The 16722-nt window shown below is 46.5% G+C and carries 16 protein-coding genes and 1 tRNA gene; 5 read left to right on the top strand and 12 right to left on the bottom strand.

Translation table 11 applies throughout. The features are described 5' to 3' along the window. Positions 1-103: 103 nt before the first annotated feature. Entirely contained in the window at positions 104-763 is a 660-nt protein-coding gene (ccmB, locus tag AC0Z7K_RS10320) for a heme exporter protein CcmB (protein ID WP_159281978.1), read from the bottom strand. 21 nt (positions 764-784) lie between these two features. Further along, positions 785-1441, bottom strand: coding sequence for a cytochrome c biogenesis heme-transporting ATPase CcmA (gene ccmA / locus AC0Z7K_RS10315; RefSeq protein WP_485614286.1), 657 nt, complete (start codon positions 1439-1441; stop codon positions 785-787). Positions 1442-1689: 248 nt separating this feature from the next. Here ccmA and AC0Z7K_RS10310 point away from each other — a divergent pair, with 248 nt between their 5' ends. The 3 genes from AC0Z7K_RS10310 to AC0Z7K_RS10300 all read left to right on the top strand — a co-directional run bounded on the left by AC0Z7K_RS10310 (position 1690) and on the right by AC0Z7K_RS10300 (position 4128). Next, positions 1690-2607: a formate/nitrite transporter family protein gene (locus AC0Z7K_RS10310; RefSeq protein WP_413529246.1), complete on the top strand. Its 918-nt coding sequence runs from the start codon at positions 1690-1692 to the stop codon at positions 2605-2607. Between the two features lie 110 nt (positions 2608-2717). Next, positions 2718-2792 (top strand) — tRNA-Arg (locus tag AC0Z7K_RS10305). A 160-nt stretch (positions 2793-2952) separates the two neighbouring features. Then, positions 2953-4128 carry a tyrosine-type recombinase/integrase gene (locus tag AC0Z7K_RS10300; protein WP_485614284.1) on the top strand — a complete coding sequence of 392 codons (1176 nt, stop codon included), beginning with the start codon at positions 2953-2955 and terminating at the stop codon, positions 4126-4128. On the opposite strand, the gene AC0Z7K_RS10295 is transcribed toward AC0Z7K_RS10300, so the two are convergent. The 10 genes from AC0Z7K_RS10295 to AC0Z7K_RS10250 all read right to left on the bottom strand — a co-directional run bounded on the left by AC0Z7K_RS10295 (position 4123) and on the right by AC0Z7K_RS10250 (position 13781). Beyond that, a complete protein-coding gene (locus AC0Z7K_RS10295) occupies positions 4123-4950 on the bottom strand; it encodes a hypothetical protein (protein ID WP_485614283.1) in 828 nt (275 codons plus the stop codon). The genes AC0Z7K_RS10300 and AC0Z7K_RS10295 overlap by 6 nt on opposite strands. Further along, positions 4940-5983: a DGQHR domain-containing protein gene (locus tag AC0Z7K_RS10290; RefSeq protein WP_485614281.1), complete on the bottom strand. Its 1044-nt coding sequence runs from the start codon at positions 5981-5983 to the stop codon at positions 4940-4942. The genes AC0Z7K_RS10295 and AC0Z7K_RS10290 overlap by 11 nt, the downstream gene beginning before the upstream one ends. A gap of 532 nt (positions 5984-6515) precedes the next feature. Next, positions 6516-6854 carry an ogr/Delta-like zinc finger family protein gene (locus AC0Z7K_RS10285; RefSeq protein WP_379671736.1) on the bottom strand — a complete coding sequence of 113 codons (339 nt, stop codon included), beginning with the start codon at positions 6852-6854 and terminating at the stop codon, positions 6516-6518. A gap of 299 nt (positions 6855-7153) precedes the next feature. Then, a complete protein-coding gene (locus AC0Z7K_RS10280) occupies positions 7154-9838 on the bottom strand; it encodes a DUF927 domain-containing protein (protein WP_485614278.1) in 2685 nt (894 codons plus the stop codon). After that, on the bottom strand, positions 9835-10248 hold the full coding sequence (locus AC0Z7K_RS10275; protein ID WP_485614277.1) for a hypothetical protein: 414 nt from the start codon (positions 10246-10248) through the stop codon (positions 9835-9837). The genes AC0Z7K_RS10280 and AC0Z7K_RS10275 overlap by 4 nt, the downstream gene beginning before the upstream one ends. Then, positions 10235-11083, bottom strand: a complete 849-nt coding sequence (locus tag AC0Z7K_RS10270; protein ID WP_485614276.1) for an ash family protein — start codon at positions 11081-11083, stop codon at positions 10235-10237. Before AC0Z7K_RS10270 ends, AC0Z7K_RS10275 begins: the two co-directional genes overlap by 14 nt. A 69-nt stretch (positions 11084-11152) precedes the next feature. Further along, complete coding sequence (locus AC0Z7K_RS10265; RefSeq protein ID WP_485614274.1) at positions 11153-11674, bottom strand: GPO family capsid scaffolding protein; 522 nt, start codon at positions 11672-11674, stop codon at positions 11153-11155. Positions 11675-11683: 9 nt separating this feature from the next. Then, on the bottom strand, positions 11684-12685 hold the full coding sequence (locus tag AC0Z7K_RS10260) for a P2 family phage major capsid protein (protein ID WP_485614272.1): 1002 nt from the start codon (positions 12683-12685) through the stop codon (positions 11684-11686). Positions 12686-12702: 17 nt separating this feature from the next. Then, on the bottom strand, positions 12703-13557 hold the full coding sequence (locus AC0Z7K_RS10255; RefSeq protein WP_485614269.1) for a hypothetical protein: 855 nt from the start codon (positions 13555-13557) through the stop codon (positions 12703-12705). A gap of 5 nt (positions 13558-13562) precedes the next feature. Then, on the bottom strand, positions 13563-13781 hold the full coding sequence (locus AC0Z7K_RS10250; RefSeq protein WP_485614268.1) for an AlpA family phage regulatory protein: 219 nt from the start codon (positions 13779-13781) through the stop codon (positions 13563-13565). Positions 13782-14495: 714 nt separating this feature from the next. On the opposite strand from AC0Z7K_RS10250, the gene AC0Z7K_RS10245 reads away from it, so the two are divergent. Further along, complete coding sequence (locus AC0Z7K_RS10245; protein ID WP_485614266.1) at positions 14496-14939, top strand: hypothetical protein; 444 nt, start codon at positions 14496-14498, stop codon at positions 14937-14939. A gap of 501 nt (positions 14940-15440) precedes the next feature. Next, positions 15441-16658, top strand: a complete 1218-nt coding sequence (locus AC0Z7K_RS10240; protein ID WP_485614264.1) for a hypothetical protein — start codon at positions 15441-15443, stop codon at positions 16656-16658. Positions 16659-16722: the final 64 nt, after the last annotated feature.

Raw genomic sequence — 16722 nt, 5'->3', positions numbered from 1 at the left:
TACGCATAGAGAAATGTGATGTTAGTCAAAGGTTGCGATTTTTCTTCCGTATTGTAACGACAGGTAAAATAATTCCGCTGTGCGCGGCAAACTGACACATTTGTCAGTGGACGCTCACTCTTAATGCCGCCGCCGTGGCAAAAGGCGCTAACGTCGCACTGCCTGCCAGCATCGCGCCCAGAATAGCCAGATAGCCACCAATGGGCATCGACATCGACGCCGCATCAATCGCGCCAGTGGCAAAAATCAGCACCGGAATATACAGCGGCAGCACCAGCAGGCTCAGCAGCACGCCACCTTTGCGCAGCCCGACGGTGAGCGCCACGCCAATCGCACCGATAAAACTCAGCGTCGGCGTACCCAATAAAATAGTCAGCGCCACAGCTTTCCACGTTTCAAAATCCAGCGAAAGCAGTAACGCGATGAGCGGCGAGAGGATAAGCAATGGCAAACCGGTCACCACCCAGTGAGCACACACTTTCCCCAGAACCGTGAGTGCCAGCGGCGAAGGCAATAACAGCAGTTGCTCGAGCGTGCCGTCGAGATAGTCATCGCGGAACAACCTTTCCAGCGCCAGCAGCGAAGACAGCAGTGCGGCGACCCAGACAATCCCCGGCGCAATGCGTGCCAGCAGTTTAGGTTCCGGGCCAATGCCTAACGGAAACAAAGTAATAACAATCAGGAAAAACCACAGCGGGTTAATAATTTCGGCGCTTTTGCGAAAGGCAATTTTCAGCTCGCGGCGCAGGACTTTAGTAAACATTCCGTCTCATTCCTTCGTGCTTCACGCCAGCGCTTCGCTGGTCAAACGGAGTTTTCGCACGTCGCGGCTCACGCCCTGCAAATCCTGATGCGTGGTCAGCAGCACCATACCGCCCTGCTGCGTGTGCTGTTCAAACAGCGCAATCAGTGTCGCCACGCCTTCTTTATCTATCGCGGTCAGCGGTTCGTCGAGGATCCACAACGGCGCATCGCTCAGCCATAAACGCGCCAGCGCCACACGCCGCTGCTGCCCGGCGGACATCTGCGCGACCGTGACATCCTCGTAACCCAGTAATCCGACATTTTCCAGTGCCTGATAGAGGGCATCGGCGTCACTTTTGCGGTTTACGGACTGACGGTTCACAGACTGGCAGTTCACAGACTGATAGAAGGCAAGGTTTTCAAACGCAGTAAGCACTGACTTAACGCCGGGCTGATGGCCGAGATACAGAAGCTGCTGATGAAAAACGTCACGCTGGCGGCGGGTGTTCACACCCTGCCAGCGAACTTCACCGGCGTCCGGAGAGGAAAGCCCGGCGAGAATGCGTAATAAGCTGGTTTTACCGGCGCCGTTGCGGCCCTCAATCTGCACCATTTCAGCCGGTTCGACAGTGAAACTTAAGCCACTGAACAGGGTCCGCTCATCGCGAACGCAACTCAGATTTAGGGCTTCAAACATGAGGATGTCTCTTATTTTTCACAAGTGCGCATCATATCACAGGCGTCAGGCACGACGCAGTGCAAGGTGCCACAGTTTACATGGCTGAAATCCCTGAAATCCAGCAGCTATTGTGCAAATTGACCCATAAGGTTCATGGGTTAATGATTTGTAACTTTTCGGTATACCTCTTCATAAATCCCACGCCTCGCCTATGATTATCCGTGAACACTTTAAAAGCCGCCTTGCGGCACACCGAAGGATTACCCATGAACGTAGAAAATAAAAAACAGGACACCAGCGACGTCGACAGCGACGAGCACTCACAAGGCAAGGAGATCGAGACCGGTGAGGAGAATTTACCCTCCAAAGCCGCGGCGGTGCATGAAGTTATCCGCATGGAAGGCGAAAAAGAGCTGGATCGCGACGGACAGGCTTTACTGTGGTCAGCCATTGCCGCCGGGCTTTCGATCAGCGCGTCATTAATGGCGAAAGGCATCCTGCACGCCCGTCTGCCCGATACCCCGGAACGGTTTTTCATCGAAAACATCGGTTATACCGTCGGGTTCATAATTGTGATTATGGCGCGCCAGCAACTGTTTACCGAGAACACCGTCACCGCCGTATTACCGGTGATGCAAAAATTGACCGGTAAGAACATCCTGCTTCTCCTGCGTCTGTGGGGGCTGGTGCTCGGGGGAAATATCATTGGTTGCGGGATTGCAGCGCTGGCATTCCATCTGGTGCCGTTCTTTGATACAGACACTGACGAAGCATTTCGCACCATCAGCATGGAGATCATGGAGAAAGGGCCGGGAGCGATGTTCGTCGGCGGCATGGTCTCAGGATGGCTAATCGCCACGATGGTCTGGATGATCCCGTCAGCCGGTACGGCCAAACTGTGGGTGATCATGCTGATGACGTATATGGTGGCGATCGGTGACCTGACACACATCGTGGTCGGCTCGGTGGAAGTCCTTTATCTGGTCTTCTCCGGCGCGATCCCCTGGTATGAATTCATCTGGCCGTTCGCCCTGCCGACGCTGGCAGGCAACATTGCCGGCGGTACCTTTATCTTCGCGCTGATAAGCCATGCGCAGATCCGCAACGATATGAGCAACCAGAAGAAAGCCAAGGCCAAAAAAGCGGAACAGGAAGCCGCAAAGAAAGAGGCCGCCAAGCCTTAGAAACCGGTAAAACGGCAAGACTGGCGAGGAAACGACCAAACGGCAGGCTAACGCCTTATTATTGAGAGAAAAACGAGTATACTACGCGGGCGCTTTCCACAGGCGCCCGTGTCTCCTTAGTTAAACGGATATAACAAGCCCCTCCTAAGGGCTAGTTACAGGTTCGATTCCTGTAGGGGACACCATTTTCACTTCTCATTACATCTTTTAAAGTCTAAAAATACACATATTTCAAACAAATAATCTAAAACAACGTCTCAACACATCTAAGAAAATGCAGTAAAATCTCGCACAATTGTGTATATAATTGCGTATAACTCAGGTTCGATGTAGAGAGCTATACACATGCCACTCAGTGATATCCAAATAAAACGTGCCAAACCAACCGAAAAACCCTACACCCTCAATGATGGTAATGGGCTTTCTTTGCTCGTCGAAACCTCGGGTGCGAAGGGCTGGCGGTTCAGATATCGCTTTGCAGGTAAGCCAAAAATGATTTCTTTTGGTGTGTATCCCGCAGTTTCTTTGGCAGATGCGCGTGCCAGACGTGAAGAAGCCAAATCTCAACTGGCCAAAGGTATAAATCCGAGTGAAGCCCGTAAAGCCGGTAAACTTGCTCAGCTGTCCGCTGCTGGCAATACCTTCAAAGCTATTACTCTGGAATGGCATGCCGCTAAGAAAGCATCCTGGACAGAGAATTACGCTCAGTCAGTGATCCGTCTTCTTGAGTTGAATGTATTTCCTTTCCTGGGTGAAAGGGCAATTGATGGGATCCAGCCTTTAGAATTGCTGCTTGTACTTCAGAAAATTGAAGGTCGGGGAGCGGTAGAATTAGCCAGTAAAGTACGCCAGCGCTGTGGAGAGGTATTCCGCTACGCTGTTATTACTGGTCGCGCCGCGTATAACCCAGCTCCAGATCTGGCCAGCGCCTTACAGACACCAAAAAGAAACCACTATCCCTTCCTGATGGCGGATGAACTCCCTGCTTTTATAAATGCTCTGTGCTCCTATTCAGGCAGCACCGTAACTAAATTGGCCACGCAGCTGCTGATGCTCACTGGCACCCGTACAATTGAGCTAAGGGCAGCTAAATGGGAGGAGTTTGATTTAGAAAATGCTCTTTGGGAGATTCCAGCCGAGCGCATGAAAATGAAACGCCCTCATCTGGTTCCGTTATCAACGCACGCAGTGGAAATCCTACGTCATTTAGAGACGCTAACAGGCCGTTATCAGCTCGTTTTCCCTGGGCGCAATGATGCCAGTAAGCCGATGAGTGAAGGGAGCATTAATAAAGTGCTCAAACTGATTGGATATCATGGAAAAGCCACAGGACATGGATTCAGACATACCATGAGCACTATTTTACATGAGCAAGGTTTTGATAGTGCCTGGATTGAAATGCAGCTTGCGCATGTTGATAAGAACTCAATTCGAGGAACTTATAATCATGCGCAATATTTAGAGCAACGAAAAAAAATGGTCCAATCATATAGCGACACACTAATGAGACATGTGTCATAATTCAAATATTAGATTTTTTAAAACTTTGGAATCTTTCAAGTCCATTTGTTCTATTAGTGATTTACTTGCAGCACATCTTTCTTCTGATAATATTTCTTCTTCACCGTAATTTTCTTTTAAACAGTCATGGGATTTTTTTAAAAAAAGAAGAGGTGTTGCATAAATAGAATGTTCTTCTAAAAAACAATAAATTATATCAGGGTGAGTCAGATACCGACTAACTAAATCATCATAACTACTTGTAGCCGTGAAAATATTCGGCACAACTTCGTATCCAAATTGCGGTTCAATAAAAGAATTTATTCTGTAATTTACTAGTTCTCGATAACTCATAATCCAATCAAAAACATGATGACCATCAATATTGTTAGTATTTATTTTTTCTGAATGGGAGAACAAATCCTTAAAATATTTTATTGTTACTTTGTGGTCACCACTTATGCCCGTACAATTCAATTTCTCAGGCTTTTCGCCAGCAAATATCTTCAAGCCGTAAATATCTCTTGTTCCATTCTTCAGTATTACATTCCCTGATAATAATAAAAAAACTCTCAAAGAATAAAATAAAGAATAGTAGAGTTTGACAATTGGCCAAGAGGATTGACCTCTTTTAATGCCATTTGTGGCTTCCAAAAAAGTAATTAGTGCTTTGAAATAGAGATCCTTGGCGTCAGCTTTGGCTTTCCCTCGTAGCTCATCTAGTTTACTCTCTCTAAGGGTATAATCTTTAAAGATATGTTTATAGCTTCCAAGCTTGTTGTAATCCGTACAACCAAGCTCAGCCTCAATAAACTCTTGGCACTGAAATCTTTTAAAATTCATATTCATCCTGAGAAGGTAAAGATGACATAACGTTTTCTTCCAAGAGCTGTTTAACTCTTTTCCTGGCTGTCTTACCATCAAGATTTTTCAATTCATCCCAAGTAATAAGACTTGTGTTCTTCAATGAAATAATGCTCTTAATAGTTTCAGGTTTAAATGATTTCTTCTCGACACACTTACTAATTAAATGTTCAGTAAGGAAATCAATAGCACCGCCAAAGCCAGCTGCTTTTACAAAAGGGTTTTTGGTTTTACTAGTCCAAAGATTTTGTTCGTCATAGTAAAACTTAATGCTGTTAAAATAATTTTCTAATAAATTCTTTTGATTATCATAAGTTTTTAACTTGAATTTTGTAAATGTGCCACCCGGCTTTATATGTTCTTTTAAAGCTTGAGTAAATGTTGATAACTCGACACTCCCGACACCTCGCGGATTACCAGGGAACTTAATAAGCTTATAAAATGGAGATTTAGGATCTTCATTTAAATCCCGAGCAATATCTGTAATCCTATTTATTGCGTGCGTTTCATCATCTTCAACTTCTCCAAAAAGATCATACATTAAACTTTTAGGGACTGGCTTTTGTTCAGTATTTATATTGAGGAATATTTTTGCAGCTTCTTTCGTTGTTAGGCGAGAGCACATTGTCACTAGGATTTCTCGTTCACCAACCGATTCATTCTCTTCAATTGCTGCTTCAAAGCCGGCTAATCGATGCTGGCCGTCAATTACTTGTATAGAATCAAAAACTATTGGGACAATGATAGTATCTTTTTTATACTTAAGCTCTTCATTTACATCAGTCCAATTTAAGATAAAAGAGCTAAAGAAAGTGTTGTCATCCAGTATGTAATCCCTAATAGCTGAAATTCTGCGGCTATTTAGTACGCGCTGAACAGAACCCTCTTCCTTATCCCTACCTCTTATAGCTACATAATACATAGGCATCAGGTCTTTAACCTTCATAGAAAAGGTTGCCGCTGGAATTCCACCGAACTCAGTCCTAAGGCATTTGTATTCTAAAAATTTCATGGGGGATTCTCATTGAGGGTAATTGAAAATGATAGTAATAACTTCGTAGGATCTTTTCCACTTTTTTACTAATTTGTGCACTCATTATTAACAACCATACATTTCCCATCCTCCATCTAAAGCCACATCACTCCATCTTAAAACTTAAGAAAACCAACGAAAATTGCACTACACCGCACCCGCCTGCGGTTTTTGTAATGCATAATTTTTTCAGTTTTCATTTTCTACAAACCGATACGCCAGCCCGCGCCGTGCCTGGGGTTATCTCGTAAATCCCAAACTGAAAAGATTGAAATGAATTTCAGTATTTTTCAGTTTTAGAGTTCTGTCAATCTTGCTGAATACTTGCTAACATCATGTTTAAAAAGGAGTTTTCTATTTTACGTGAAAATGAGTCAGCGAAAAGGGAGTGATATGTGGCTTGGATAAAACGTGAGAACCCTTGCGCCACGTGCCTTGGCAGCACAAGGGATGAAAATCAAAACTGAAAAAAATGTACACCTAAAAATGTTCAGCAAATTGACCTAATAGTTCATTCATATGTTTTTCTTCTACGCACGACAGGCATTCTTGCCTCCCTACTGAGCTGCTCAGCTTTACGGGATGCCATGACAGATGCCTGGAGATATTTGACCATTTCTTCTTGTTCATCTGTTTGTATGCTCCCCACCAAATTTTTAACCGTGTCGAAGTGAGTTTTAGCACTCGGGCTTAACGTGTGGGAGTAAGCCAAAGTGAGAACAAACGTATGCCCGCACTCAAGATCGCCACATGCACAATACACGTCTGAAAGGAGCTTATGTTTTCTGTTGGTTTTTTTGATCGTGGCGTTCGCCTCACACTCTGGGCAAACTACTTTTAATATGCGCATCCTGTTTTATCCTTCTTAACCCCAGCCAGCCAGAAAAAAGCCTCAAGCCGGAGGTTTCATGTTTGCTTTAACGTTTTTGACTGGTAACAGAGGCAACACTGGTTACATCATTGTTTTGTATATAGATATTCTGTTACCTCGTCCTGTTTATTACTGGTAACCACTGGTAACGCTCTGCACTTTGTTACCAGTGTTACCAGTGACCCTTTTTTACTGGTAACAGGCCGAGGCCTTGCTATGAGTGGCTGTAACCAGTGTTACCTCTGTTACCAGTTATAAATAAGACTCGTGCGAGAGTATTACCCTAAGACGGTGCTGTTGAGCTGATAGACTCGTTTAACCCCCATCTCTGGCAGGCGTAGGCTTTTCTGGGTTCTGGCTTCCTCTTCCGGCACGTCGAGATAGCCCGCCGTCGCGCACAGCCTGGCCACCTTCTTGGCGTCAAAGCCTTTGGTGACCTCCTTCCAGCCGGTAGGCAGCACGTAAAAGGTGGTCACCGTTTCCTCATGACCGCTGCCCTTCTCTACGCGGCGAAAGCCCACCATGTTGGCCGGGCGGCTGTGTGAGTCGTGCCAGTCGGCAAAGCGGCTGTACTGGTTGCGCGTCATGAAGTCCCTGACCTGCTCCAGCGCGGCGGCGTCCTCCTGGTTCGCCGTGTGGCCACGGTCATACATCCACGCATCCAGACAGCTTTTGGCCGCGTTGTAGGCCTCTCCGGGTTGCCAGCCGGTGATCCCCGCCTCGGTGGCCAACTCCCCCGCCATCGCCACCAGCGCAAAGCGTGTCACCGCGCGTCCGACCTGGTTCCCGGCGTTGTCAGGCGTCAGCCTGCGGGTAAACTCTTTCAGCATGGCCTTGGCCTTGCTGGTCATGCCCGGAAGATCGGCCGTTAGGCAGCGCAGCCACTCCCTGAACGGCGCACCGTGGCTCAGCATCACGGACTGCTCAAGGTGTTCGGCCAGCGCCTTACCGCCTGCAAAACCGTGCAACTCCTCAAACACGCCGTGCTTGCCGGTGTCGCTGGGGATTTGGATCATCCGCACCTCAACCCCGGCGTAGGTCTTTTCCCCCACGTTGGCGGCGTGTTCGACCAGGGAAAGCTCGCCGGTGGACAGGAACAGCAAACACCAGCGGTTAGTTTCCCGCACGCTGCCGTCCGTTCTCGCCCGCGCTTTACCCTGGCCGTTTGCCAGCATGTAGGCAATGTTCCCCGCCTCTCTGCCGTCTACTTCACGAATTTCATCGAGCATCAGCGTGGCGTCGTTTCGGCGGCTGGCGGTACCTTCCAGCGCGTTGCCGGTGGCACGCCAGGTATGCCAGAAGTCAGCCCCGCCGCACACCGACGCGGCCACCTTCATCGTGGTGGTTTTACCGTCCGTGGACTCACCCTTGAGGTGATATCCGCCCCCGCCAACGCCCACCAGTTTCAGCAGGGGGGCGGCAAACGCTAGGCTTACGGCAAAAGCCACCCGCCCGTTGCCGACGCAGTAACGTGAAACTTGTTCCCGCCAGTCTTCCAGCGTGCCCGCCGTTCTAAAATCCCGCCCCTGAACGCTTGAGGTCTGCAAAATAACGGATTCTGAACCGACGCCGATCACTTCATCCTGGAGAACGTACACCGAACCGTGCCACCCGGTTTTGGTCACGCAGGTGACTTTGCGCTCCGGCTTGCACAGGGAGATATATTCCATCAGGTGCGCACGCGCCTGGCCGTTAATATTGATGTACGACAGCCCGTTAACCAGCAGCGTTCGGCGCAGCTCCTCCCCGGCACTGGCCAGCATTTCCATCGGCATTGCCCATTTTCGGCTGATCCCGTTTGTATCCTCCCACTCCAGCAGGCGGCCGTAGTTGCTGCCGTCTTCGTCGCAGGTGATGGCCGTGACGCGCACCGGGCTGCAAAGTTTGATGTTGCGGATTTCCGTGTCACCATCGGACTTCTGCACCTGTTTGTCGTACCAGAGGTATTCCTGCGTCAGGCGGAATCCCTGAGGTAGCTTGGTTTTTCCTTTGCCAAACAGTACGAGTTCCTCTTTGAAAGCCTCTTTAGCGCGATCCATGCCGTGCTCCTGGCGGAAATCGTCCCAGTCGGCCTTATGCCGGGTAGGTGGCACCGTCACCCAGCCGTTCACCGCCTTAGCCGCCTTTTGTGCGCACAGCTTGCCGGTGTTTTCCTTGCCGTCGTCAAAATCGTTGTCCCCGGCAATGATGATTCGCGCGTCCGGCCACTTTTCACGCACGGCCTGCGCAACGTTAAGCAGGTTGTTTGCCGAGACAGCCGCCACGCAAACCCCGTCCGTCAGCCTGGACACGGTGAGAGCCGTCGCAAACCCTTCGGTGATCGTCACCTGATCAGGGGCGATATCGCCCGGTTCAACCACGCTGATGAATGAGCCGGCCAGCGCGGAATGGGGTAACAGTCGTTTTTCACCGTTGGGGTGAATAAGCTGCGCACCGGTCTGCTGCCCCTGCGCATCAGTTAAGGGCAACAAAAGAGATCCGGGGATAAACTCCACGCCCCCGAACGGTTTCATGACCTGCGTAAGCATTCCCTCGGTATTGTCTAGCCCCTTCGCTTTCAGATACTCACTTTCGCCCTGAATACACTGATCCAGCAGCGCACGATAAGCTTTAAGGGACATCGCTTGTTTTTGCTCCGGGGAGGCTTCTTTCCTGGCGGGGGTATTTGTCGGTAATGACGCTGAGACCATCACCAACGCCGCCGCCACTTCTTTGGCGGATTCCGCCGCAGTTGTCCCGCTGACCAGGCGCACTAAGTCCAGCCCGTCACCGTGTTCACACTGCGAACAAATCCAGGTGCCGCGCCCGCCCTTATCATCAAAGCGAAAGCGATCCTTCCCGCCGCATTTTGGACAGGCTCCGTGCTGGCCGTTGGCCGGAACGGTGATACCCAGCGCGGGAAGTATATGTGGCCAGCGGCCTTTCGCGGCGCTGATCGCCTCTGATACCGGCTTGTGACTCATAGCGTTGCCTCCCTGTCCTGTTCATCCTTGATGCAACTGCCTGCGGGAAATTCGCCATCAGGCGCACCGTAAATAATGTCCTGATAAACCCGGCTCAGGCGCATCGTGCCGTAACAAGAAAGCTGCATGGCTTCGCTCATAAATCCCGGCTTGAGCATCTTATTTAATTCATGCGCGGCTAAACGCCCGCCCTCAGTTGCGCCCAGTTTTTGAATAAACGGATGCTCAATGTGATAAATAATATTGGCCGCGACCTTATCCAGGCTGAGAGGGATAATTTCATCATCAGCAATAAATACCGGCTTGCCATGTTTAGAGACCATCAGGGAAATAAACGCCTGAGAAATATAATGCCGTAATAAGGCCGCACGAAATTCAGCCGAGGTTAACCGCGTTTTATTCAGCATCATTTTTCCCCACGTTGGCTTCACCCTGAAACATTTCACTGCATCCGATCGCCCCGTCCAACTGATCCGCCAAGCTCTCAAAAAGAGCGGACATGCCTTGCAGGGAAATGCTCGACTGCGTGTTACTGGCAGCCAGTGCCAACAGCTCGGCCAGACAGGCGGATGCCTGATGTGCTCTAAGAATTTTGTCATGACCTTTATTTGAGAAGGCATAGGGAAAAACGTTTTGGGTTTTATTGGTCATGACGCGCCTCCTGTGTTGTGCAAGGCAGACGGCCAGCAAAGGCCAGCACAAAGTCTTTGGCCAGAGTACGCCGGGCATACCGTTCAGAAGATGCTGTGATTTTGAGGCGGCAAGGTACGGCGCAAAGGTCAGCGCGGCGAACGGCCAGGAATAGATAGGTGAATTGCGGACAGACAAACTGAGGGGCAGAAGCCATAAGGCAACCTCCAATAAGTATTGGTTGTTGCTACCACCTAAGTTCCTACACTTACTGGTGGTAGCCCAAACGGGGGTAGGAATACCGGCCTTATTGGAAACCGGCCAGCCCGAAGGCTGCCCCGCCTGAGCTACCATTACTCGATATGCACAAAGGCTCAAAAACCACTGTGCTAAAGACAGGTGCGCAAAGGCAACGACATAAAAAAACACGCTAGGCGCGTGTCGTGTCGCCAATAAGTGACTCGGGTTCCTACGCCCGGCTGTCGATTTTGCGACAGCCGGAAAACTATAACTTGAGATGTTCTCAGTGAGCAATCTCTTTTTTTTGAGAATGGGCTTATCGCAAGCGCGGCCATTATTATTAATAAACGAATTTTTACGCATAAATATATCCATTTTCACCTCCGGGAAATAATTATCCAACCCGGTTTTATTCAACCGGGTGACAGGATATTTAAAAATGAATTAATTGCCTGAGATGGCGGAAACCCAGCCTTTACCGGCCATAGAAAGGCTATCTGCCAAAGAAAAAGCGATAGGATTACTAATGCGCGTCTTTGAACCTTTTCGGGCGAAATAGCGTTTGTTCACGCTAAACTTAAGGCGGTCTGTCCCAATACTTGCAGGGCTGTCAGTGACGGCAAGCCCACCAAGATAAAAGCGTCCGCTGTCTCGAAAATCATCTTCCACTTCGATAGAGCAAAACAGCTTTTGCCCGCGCTCGTTGTAGCTCATAAGCTTAGATGTAGGACGAAGACGAACATAAAGCTTCATCAACCCCTCGGAGTTTTCACAACGCGCTTCGAGAACTTCGCCCAGGTTATCTAAATCACGATTGTGCTCTTCCCAAATAAGCGCGGTATACAATTTAGGGTTATAGGTTTCGGCTAAATCGACGATCCAACAGCGCTCAATTTTACGCCCATCAATGGTGGTTCCCTCTGTTGCCACACATACCCAGCCCGTAGCAATTGGCGAATATTCCATGATTCGCTCCTACAGTAGCGTGACGGCGTTTTCGTCCGCCGCCGCATACAAGAATCCATTTCCCAGCGCATAGCCTTCATTGCGCAAATAGGCGTGCTGATACTCACCCGCATCATCCACAAACTCACCGCGGAACCGACGTGATCCTTTCTGCGTGTAGATATGAAGATTTTCCAGCGTGGTAATGACCAGACGTTTACCCGGCATAAATGGCGGAACAAATGCAAATCGGCCTGCAACAGAGCTGGTCAACAGCTGCGCCGCAGCAGTATCAGAAAGTGAACGGTCTGCGGCGTTAAATAAACGCAGGCGTTCGTGTGCTGCCAGTTCAGCGCCGACCAAAACCACCAGGCGCGGATCTTCCCGGAAGGCCTCAGGAATTTTATCTTTGATAAGCTGATTGGCCAGAGCATCCAAATGCGGATAGTCGCCGCCTTCGCCCAGGCTGAACTCTTCAATGATGACTTGAGAACCTTTATTAAACTCTCGTGCTATAGCATGCCAGCCGGTATTAATATCCTCCCCTTTCGGGTTCTCAATGGGATTAGTAGGCAGTCCGGCATATTCACCGTTAAACCCAACCCGCAGCATATCTAGAGAAACAGCGCGGCCGAAAAAGTCAGAGATCAGAGCGACAAATTTATCAAAGCTATTAATATTAGCGAGTTGTCCCAGTTGTTCGTAAGATAAAGAGGCACACGAATCTGTTTCAACTAATTCAAAAGACGTACCATTAACAGACAATTTCTTTTTGAAACGTCCCGATAATGCCCGTCCAGAGTGCAATGTATTATCGCCAATTTCAATTGCCTGACCGGAAGGTCTATCAATCTCACGCAGGGTAATATTCCCCATCATCCAGCCTGATTCTAACATGGCTATTTGTAATGAGTTTTCAGCGGGATCAGAGATGGTGAAATCGCCCTTTTTGTTGCTATTAAAATAGTCAGCACCACGTGTAAAAAGCTGATGAAACTGCCTTGCCATTTCTGGAATAGCGTGTACTTTCATATTTAAGTCCTTTTAAATTAAATTGATGAATTCATCATTCTGATTTTATTGCTAATACTTTGATCATGCTGATACTTACTGGATACATAATCAATAGCTGTCATTCTTTGACGTAACTCAGCCCCTTGAACACTGTAATACTCGCGATAATAGTGAGCTTTCTTTTCACCTCCGTGATTTAGTTCGTATTTATTTGTAGGTATCGTACATAAGAAAACAATCCTTTGAATTGCTGCTTCAAGATCATCAAGTTCTTTCCATGCAAAGAAAATTGGGCTAGCTGACTTATTGAAAAAAGTCTCTTTAATAGGGCATCCTGTAAGATACTCAGTAGGTATTCGCGTTAGAATAACCGGCATCAAACCAGGCGCATTGCTGGCAGATAATATTTCAGCCTGCTGGCGTAACATGCCTAACAGCTCTCGACGTTCAGTTAACAGTTTGTGGGCTGATTCAATATGTCTCTCGACACGGTCTTTTCTGTATTCGAGATCCTGCAAACAAGCGCGTAAGCTTTCATAGCCACCAAATCCGCTACGTTTACCTTTATGAGCCTGGGCAATGTCATTCTCAACACGTTTCGCATCAGCCAAAGCTTCTTCATAAGCTTTATAAGCCGCATCAACAACACTCAAACCGCGCTCTACTAATAGGTTCATTTCTGATGATTCACATTCAGTGTAAGGAACCTCATAACCGGTCAATTCTTTAAATTTCTGACATAGTGATTTTATTTTATTAAAGCGTTTAATCTCTATAGCTCGAATAGCGTAACCACCATCAGATTGTCCTTCACCGAAGGTGATAGAGTTATAGTTAAGCACTTGATCAATATTGCTATCTTTACAAAAGGTTAAATCTTCACAATTCATTATTTCTAACTCCTTCTTTTAATATTCTCTTTGATCCAATCTTCAATTTCACTTTCAACCCACGCAACAGAGCGTTCTCCAATCATTACGTTTTTTGGAAATTTTTCACACTTCATCATTTTGTAGAGTGTTGACCTTGGCAAGCCTGTAGCACTAATTACAGAAGCGAGCCTTATTAATCTTAATGAGTTAGATTGAAGTTCGTTTCTACTATTTATAGACATGACTCTCCCTAGTTAGAAGATAAATTAATAATGGACATTTTCAGATGTTGTCGGATGCGCTAAGACTGCCATCATAAGTTAGACTTGTAAATATGGGATGATTAGAGAGCTTTAGCGATTTAATATTGACAATTAAATATTTTGAAGGGTGAGGAGTCCTTATTAAGGGTGCTCAGTAATATTCATTAGTATCTCCTAGTATTCGTTAGTATCTCTTTGTATTTATATGCTTGTGAGGAATACTGATAAGTGGTGGGGAGTAGTAAAAATAATAAGTAACAAATTGTAAAAAAAAGACTCGTCTATCTAAGAAAGCCTAGTTTAAGTGATAATGGGTAAAAGATCATAAGACTCATATGCAAACTTAAAAGTGCATAGGGAAATGTATAGAAAAAAAATTAAATGACAAACAATCACTTATTAAACAGATGGATATAACACTAAACACATTCCTGTAGGGGACACCATTTTTACTTTCCACAACATCCCGCCAAGAACAAAAATCCATTAAAATCATAAATTAAAACAAATATTATTGCCTTCAATCTTATAAAACCTGCGACTGTTCATTTTTTCTCAGATATTAAAATAGGCACTATTGATTGGCTTTGACGGGATACTTACAGCCAATGCCGCGAGGCCTTTTTGAAAATGCGCAGTCAGGTCAGCGACGAAATGAAAGCGCAGTAACTGCAACGTCTGGCAAATCAGGAAATGTCACGCGAGCTGGGACATCTGCTTCTCTGTCTGGACATTGAAAAAGACCGTCAGGAAATTACCTGTTCAGGCTCTGGCAAAGCGCTTTTAAACAGCCATGAAAGTGCGTTAATGGCCTATGCAGAACAGGAACTGAAAAAGGCGCTGTCAGCAGGCCTTGAGATGCTAATCCGGGCAGTATCATTGAAACGCACTGCCTTAAGATACCAGCAGGCTACCGTAACGTTGGGCGGCAGGCTGAGCGACTACGAAGTCAGTCCGGACGCCGTCATTTTTGAAGAAATCAATCAGTATCTGAAAGATGAAATGACGCGCTACAAATTCGACATGGCTCAGGAACCCGTTTTAGCACAACTTGGCGTTCACCGGCCTGAGACGAAGTTTTTCAGCGCGAAACTTGCCACCAGCGGTGGCCGGTCTATGGCATTTGCAGCCCTGTAGCGTAAGGAAGAGCAGCTCGGCACAACGGCACCATAACTGCCAAAATTGCTCATCCCCAAAATGGGTATCTCAGCATGATCATGCTTATGAGATGCCCATTATTATCAAAAATCCCGCCACTTTTCCTGCTCGAGAACTAATCTGCTCCCATTCAAAAATTTACGTTAAAACCTCGACCAAATCATTGATTTTCTCTAAATGAGTGGTGCATTCTGACTGCATGCTTTTACATTTTAAAACGAGTATTTTTCAATAGCCTTAAGACCTGCTCTGGCGTGCTCTGAGCGCGTCCATGCATATGCATTAAAAGCGATATCAAAAGCGGGCAGGTGTGGCGGGGATAGCATTGCGCGCAAATGCCAAAAAATTAATTTTACTACTCCTATTTAGCATTAAAATTTTATTTGACTATGCGTAGAATATCTAAAAATATATCACCCGTGGTGAAGATAAGCAGGCAACTAATAACAAAAAATTACTATTAGTAATTAAGGATATTTCTTGAAAATCACAGGTTCTAGATGGTGGCGTTTTGACTTTCACACACATTCTCCTGCGTCATTAGACTATGGGAAAGATGAACCGACTCTGAAGACAACAGTGACTCCTCGCTCGTGGCTCATGGATTTTATTAACGAAGGAATAGAATGTGTTGCTATAACAGATCACAATAGCTCTGGCTGGGTTGATGATTTGAAATCTGAGGCAAAAAAATTAAGAGATGAAGGTCATGAAATACATGTCTTTCCTGGTGTGGAGATCTCAGCACATGGGAATATACATATATTAGGAATATTCGACCCAAGTAAAACAGGTGACGATATAACTCGTCTAATAGGTGCCGTAGAATTTCATGGTACTGACGGGGACAGCAATGCTGTAACCGAAGATAGCCCGCAGCAAGTATTGGAAAAGATTGTAAAACGAGGGGGTGTAGCTATTCCTGCACATATTGATCTTAGCGCGGGACTATGTAAAACATACTCTAGTAATACTCTAAAACAAATTTTAGAACATGCCACCGCTGTAGAAATAATTTTTAGGCATGAACAATATGAAGAAAGAGAAGAAAAAAGCAGTCCATTAAGAAGTTACCGTAGCTTAAATTCAGGCTTATCAGAAGTTCTTAGTTCAGATGCACATAAACCCGTTCACGTAGGCCGCGGTTTTACATGGGTGAAAATGTGCTCTCCTAATATTGAAGGATTGCGTCTTGCTTTACTTGATGGTGACGTTTCTATAAAACGCTCTGATTTATATAAAGAAGACCCTAACATTTATGCTTCGAATAGAATAACTGAAATATCAATTAGCAAAACTAAATATTGCGGGCAAGCACATCCATTTGTAGCACCACTACATCCATGGCTAAATTGCATAATTGGAGGTCGCGGAAGTGGTAAGTCATCTATATTGGAATTTTTGAGAATTGGTTTAGGTCGAGGTGAGGAATTTAGCGCTTACTCTCTTAATAGCGAGATAAAAAGCACTTTTGATAAATTTGCCAAGAAACCAAAAAGTAAAAGTGATGAAGGGGTTTTGCAAGATAATAGCTTAATATGCATTTCTTACATTAAGGATAACACTAATTACAGATTAACCTGGAATGGCGAAAATAATAATATAGCGATTGAACGACATGATCACGAAAAAAAAGAATGGTTCAGCGAAGAAGGAGATCTTTTAACTAGGGAAGGTGCGAACAAGTCCCTGATATGAGATCATGTTTGTCATCTGGAGCCATGGAACAGGGTTCATCATGAGTCATCAACTTACCTTCGCC

The sequence above is a fragment of the Rahnella sp. 1L-D-7-B-C2 genome (assembly GCF_057290995.1).
This window is presented reverse-complemented; position numbering and strand designations above follow the sequence as displayed.

Bases quoted from the DNA above. Each gene is read 5' to 3' on its own strand.
- ccmB (WP_159281978.1), bottom strand. From the start codon at position 763: ATGTTTACTAAAGTCCTGCGCCGCGAGCTGAAAATTGCCTTTCGCAAA.
- ccmA (WP_485614286.1), bottom strand. From the start codon at position 1,441: ATGTTTGAAGCCCTAAATCTGAGTTGCGTTCGCGATGAGCGGACCCTG.
- AC0Z7K_RS10310 (WP_413529246.1), top strand. From the start codon at position 1,690: ATGAACGTAGAAAATAAAAAACAGGACACCAGCGACGTCGACAGCGAC.
- AC0Z7K_RS10300 (WP_485614284.1), top strand. From the start codon at position 2,953: ATGCCACTCAGTGATATCCAAATAAAACGTGCCAAACCAACCGAAAAA.
- AC0Z7K_RS10295 (WP_485614283.1), bottom strand. From the start codon at position 4,950: ATGAATTTTAAAAGATTTCAGTGCCAAGAGTTTATTGAGGCTGAGCTT.
- AC0Z7K_RS10290 (WP_485614281.1), bottom strand. From the start codon at position 5,983: ATGAAATTTTTAGAATACAAATGCCTTAGGACTGAGTTCGGTGGAATT.
- AC0Z7K_RS10285 (WP_379671736.1), bottom strand. From the start codon at position 6,854: ATGCGCATATTAAAAGTAGTTTGCCCAGAGTGTGAGGCGAACGCCACG.
- AC0Z7K_RS10280 (WP_485614278.1), bottom strand. From the start codon at position 9,838: ATGAGTCACAAGCCGGTATCAGAGGCGATCAGCGCCGCGAAAGGCCGC.
- AC0Z7K_RS10275 (WP_485614277.1), bottom strand. From the start codon at position 10,248: ATGATGCTGAATAAAACGCGGTTAACCTCGGCTGAATTTCGTGCGGCC.
- AC0Z7K_RS10270 (WP_485614276.1), bottom strand. From the start codon at position 11,083: ATGGATATATTTATGCGTAAAAATTCGTTTATTAATAATAATGGCCGC.
- AC0Z7K_RS10265 (WP_485614274.1), bottom strand. From the start codon at position 11,674: ATGGAATATTCGCCAATTGCTACGGGCTGGGTATGTGTGGCAACAGAG.
- AC0Z7K_RS10260 (WP_485614272.1), bottom strand. From the start codon at position 12,685: ATGAAAGTACACGCTATTCCAGAAATGGCAAGGCAGTTTCATCAGCTT.
- AC0Z7K_RS10255 (WP_485614269.1), bottom strand. From the start codon at position 13,557: ATGAATTGTGAAGATTTAACCTTTTGTAAAGATAGCAATATTGATCAA.
- AC0Z7K_RS10250 (WP_485614268.1), bottom strand. From the start codon at position 13,781: ATGTCTATAAATAGTAGAAACGAACTTCAATCTAACTCATTAAGATTA.
- AC0Z7K_RS10245 (WP_485614266.1), top strand. From the start codon at position 14,496: ATGTCACGCGAGCTGGGACATCTGCTTCTCTGTCTGGACATTGAAAAA.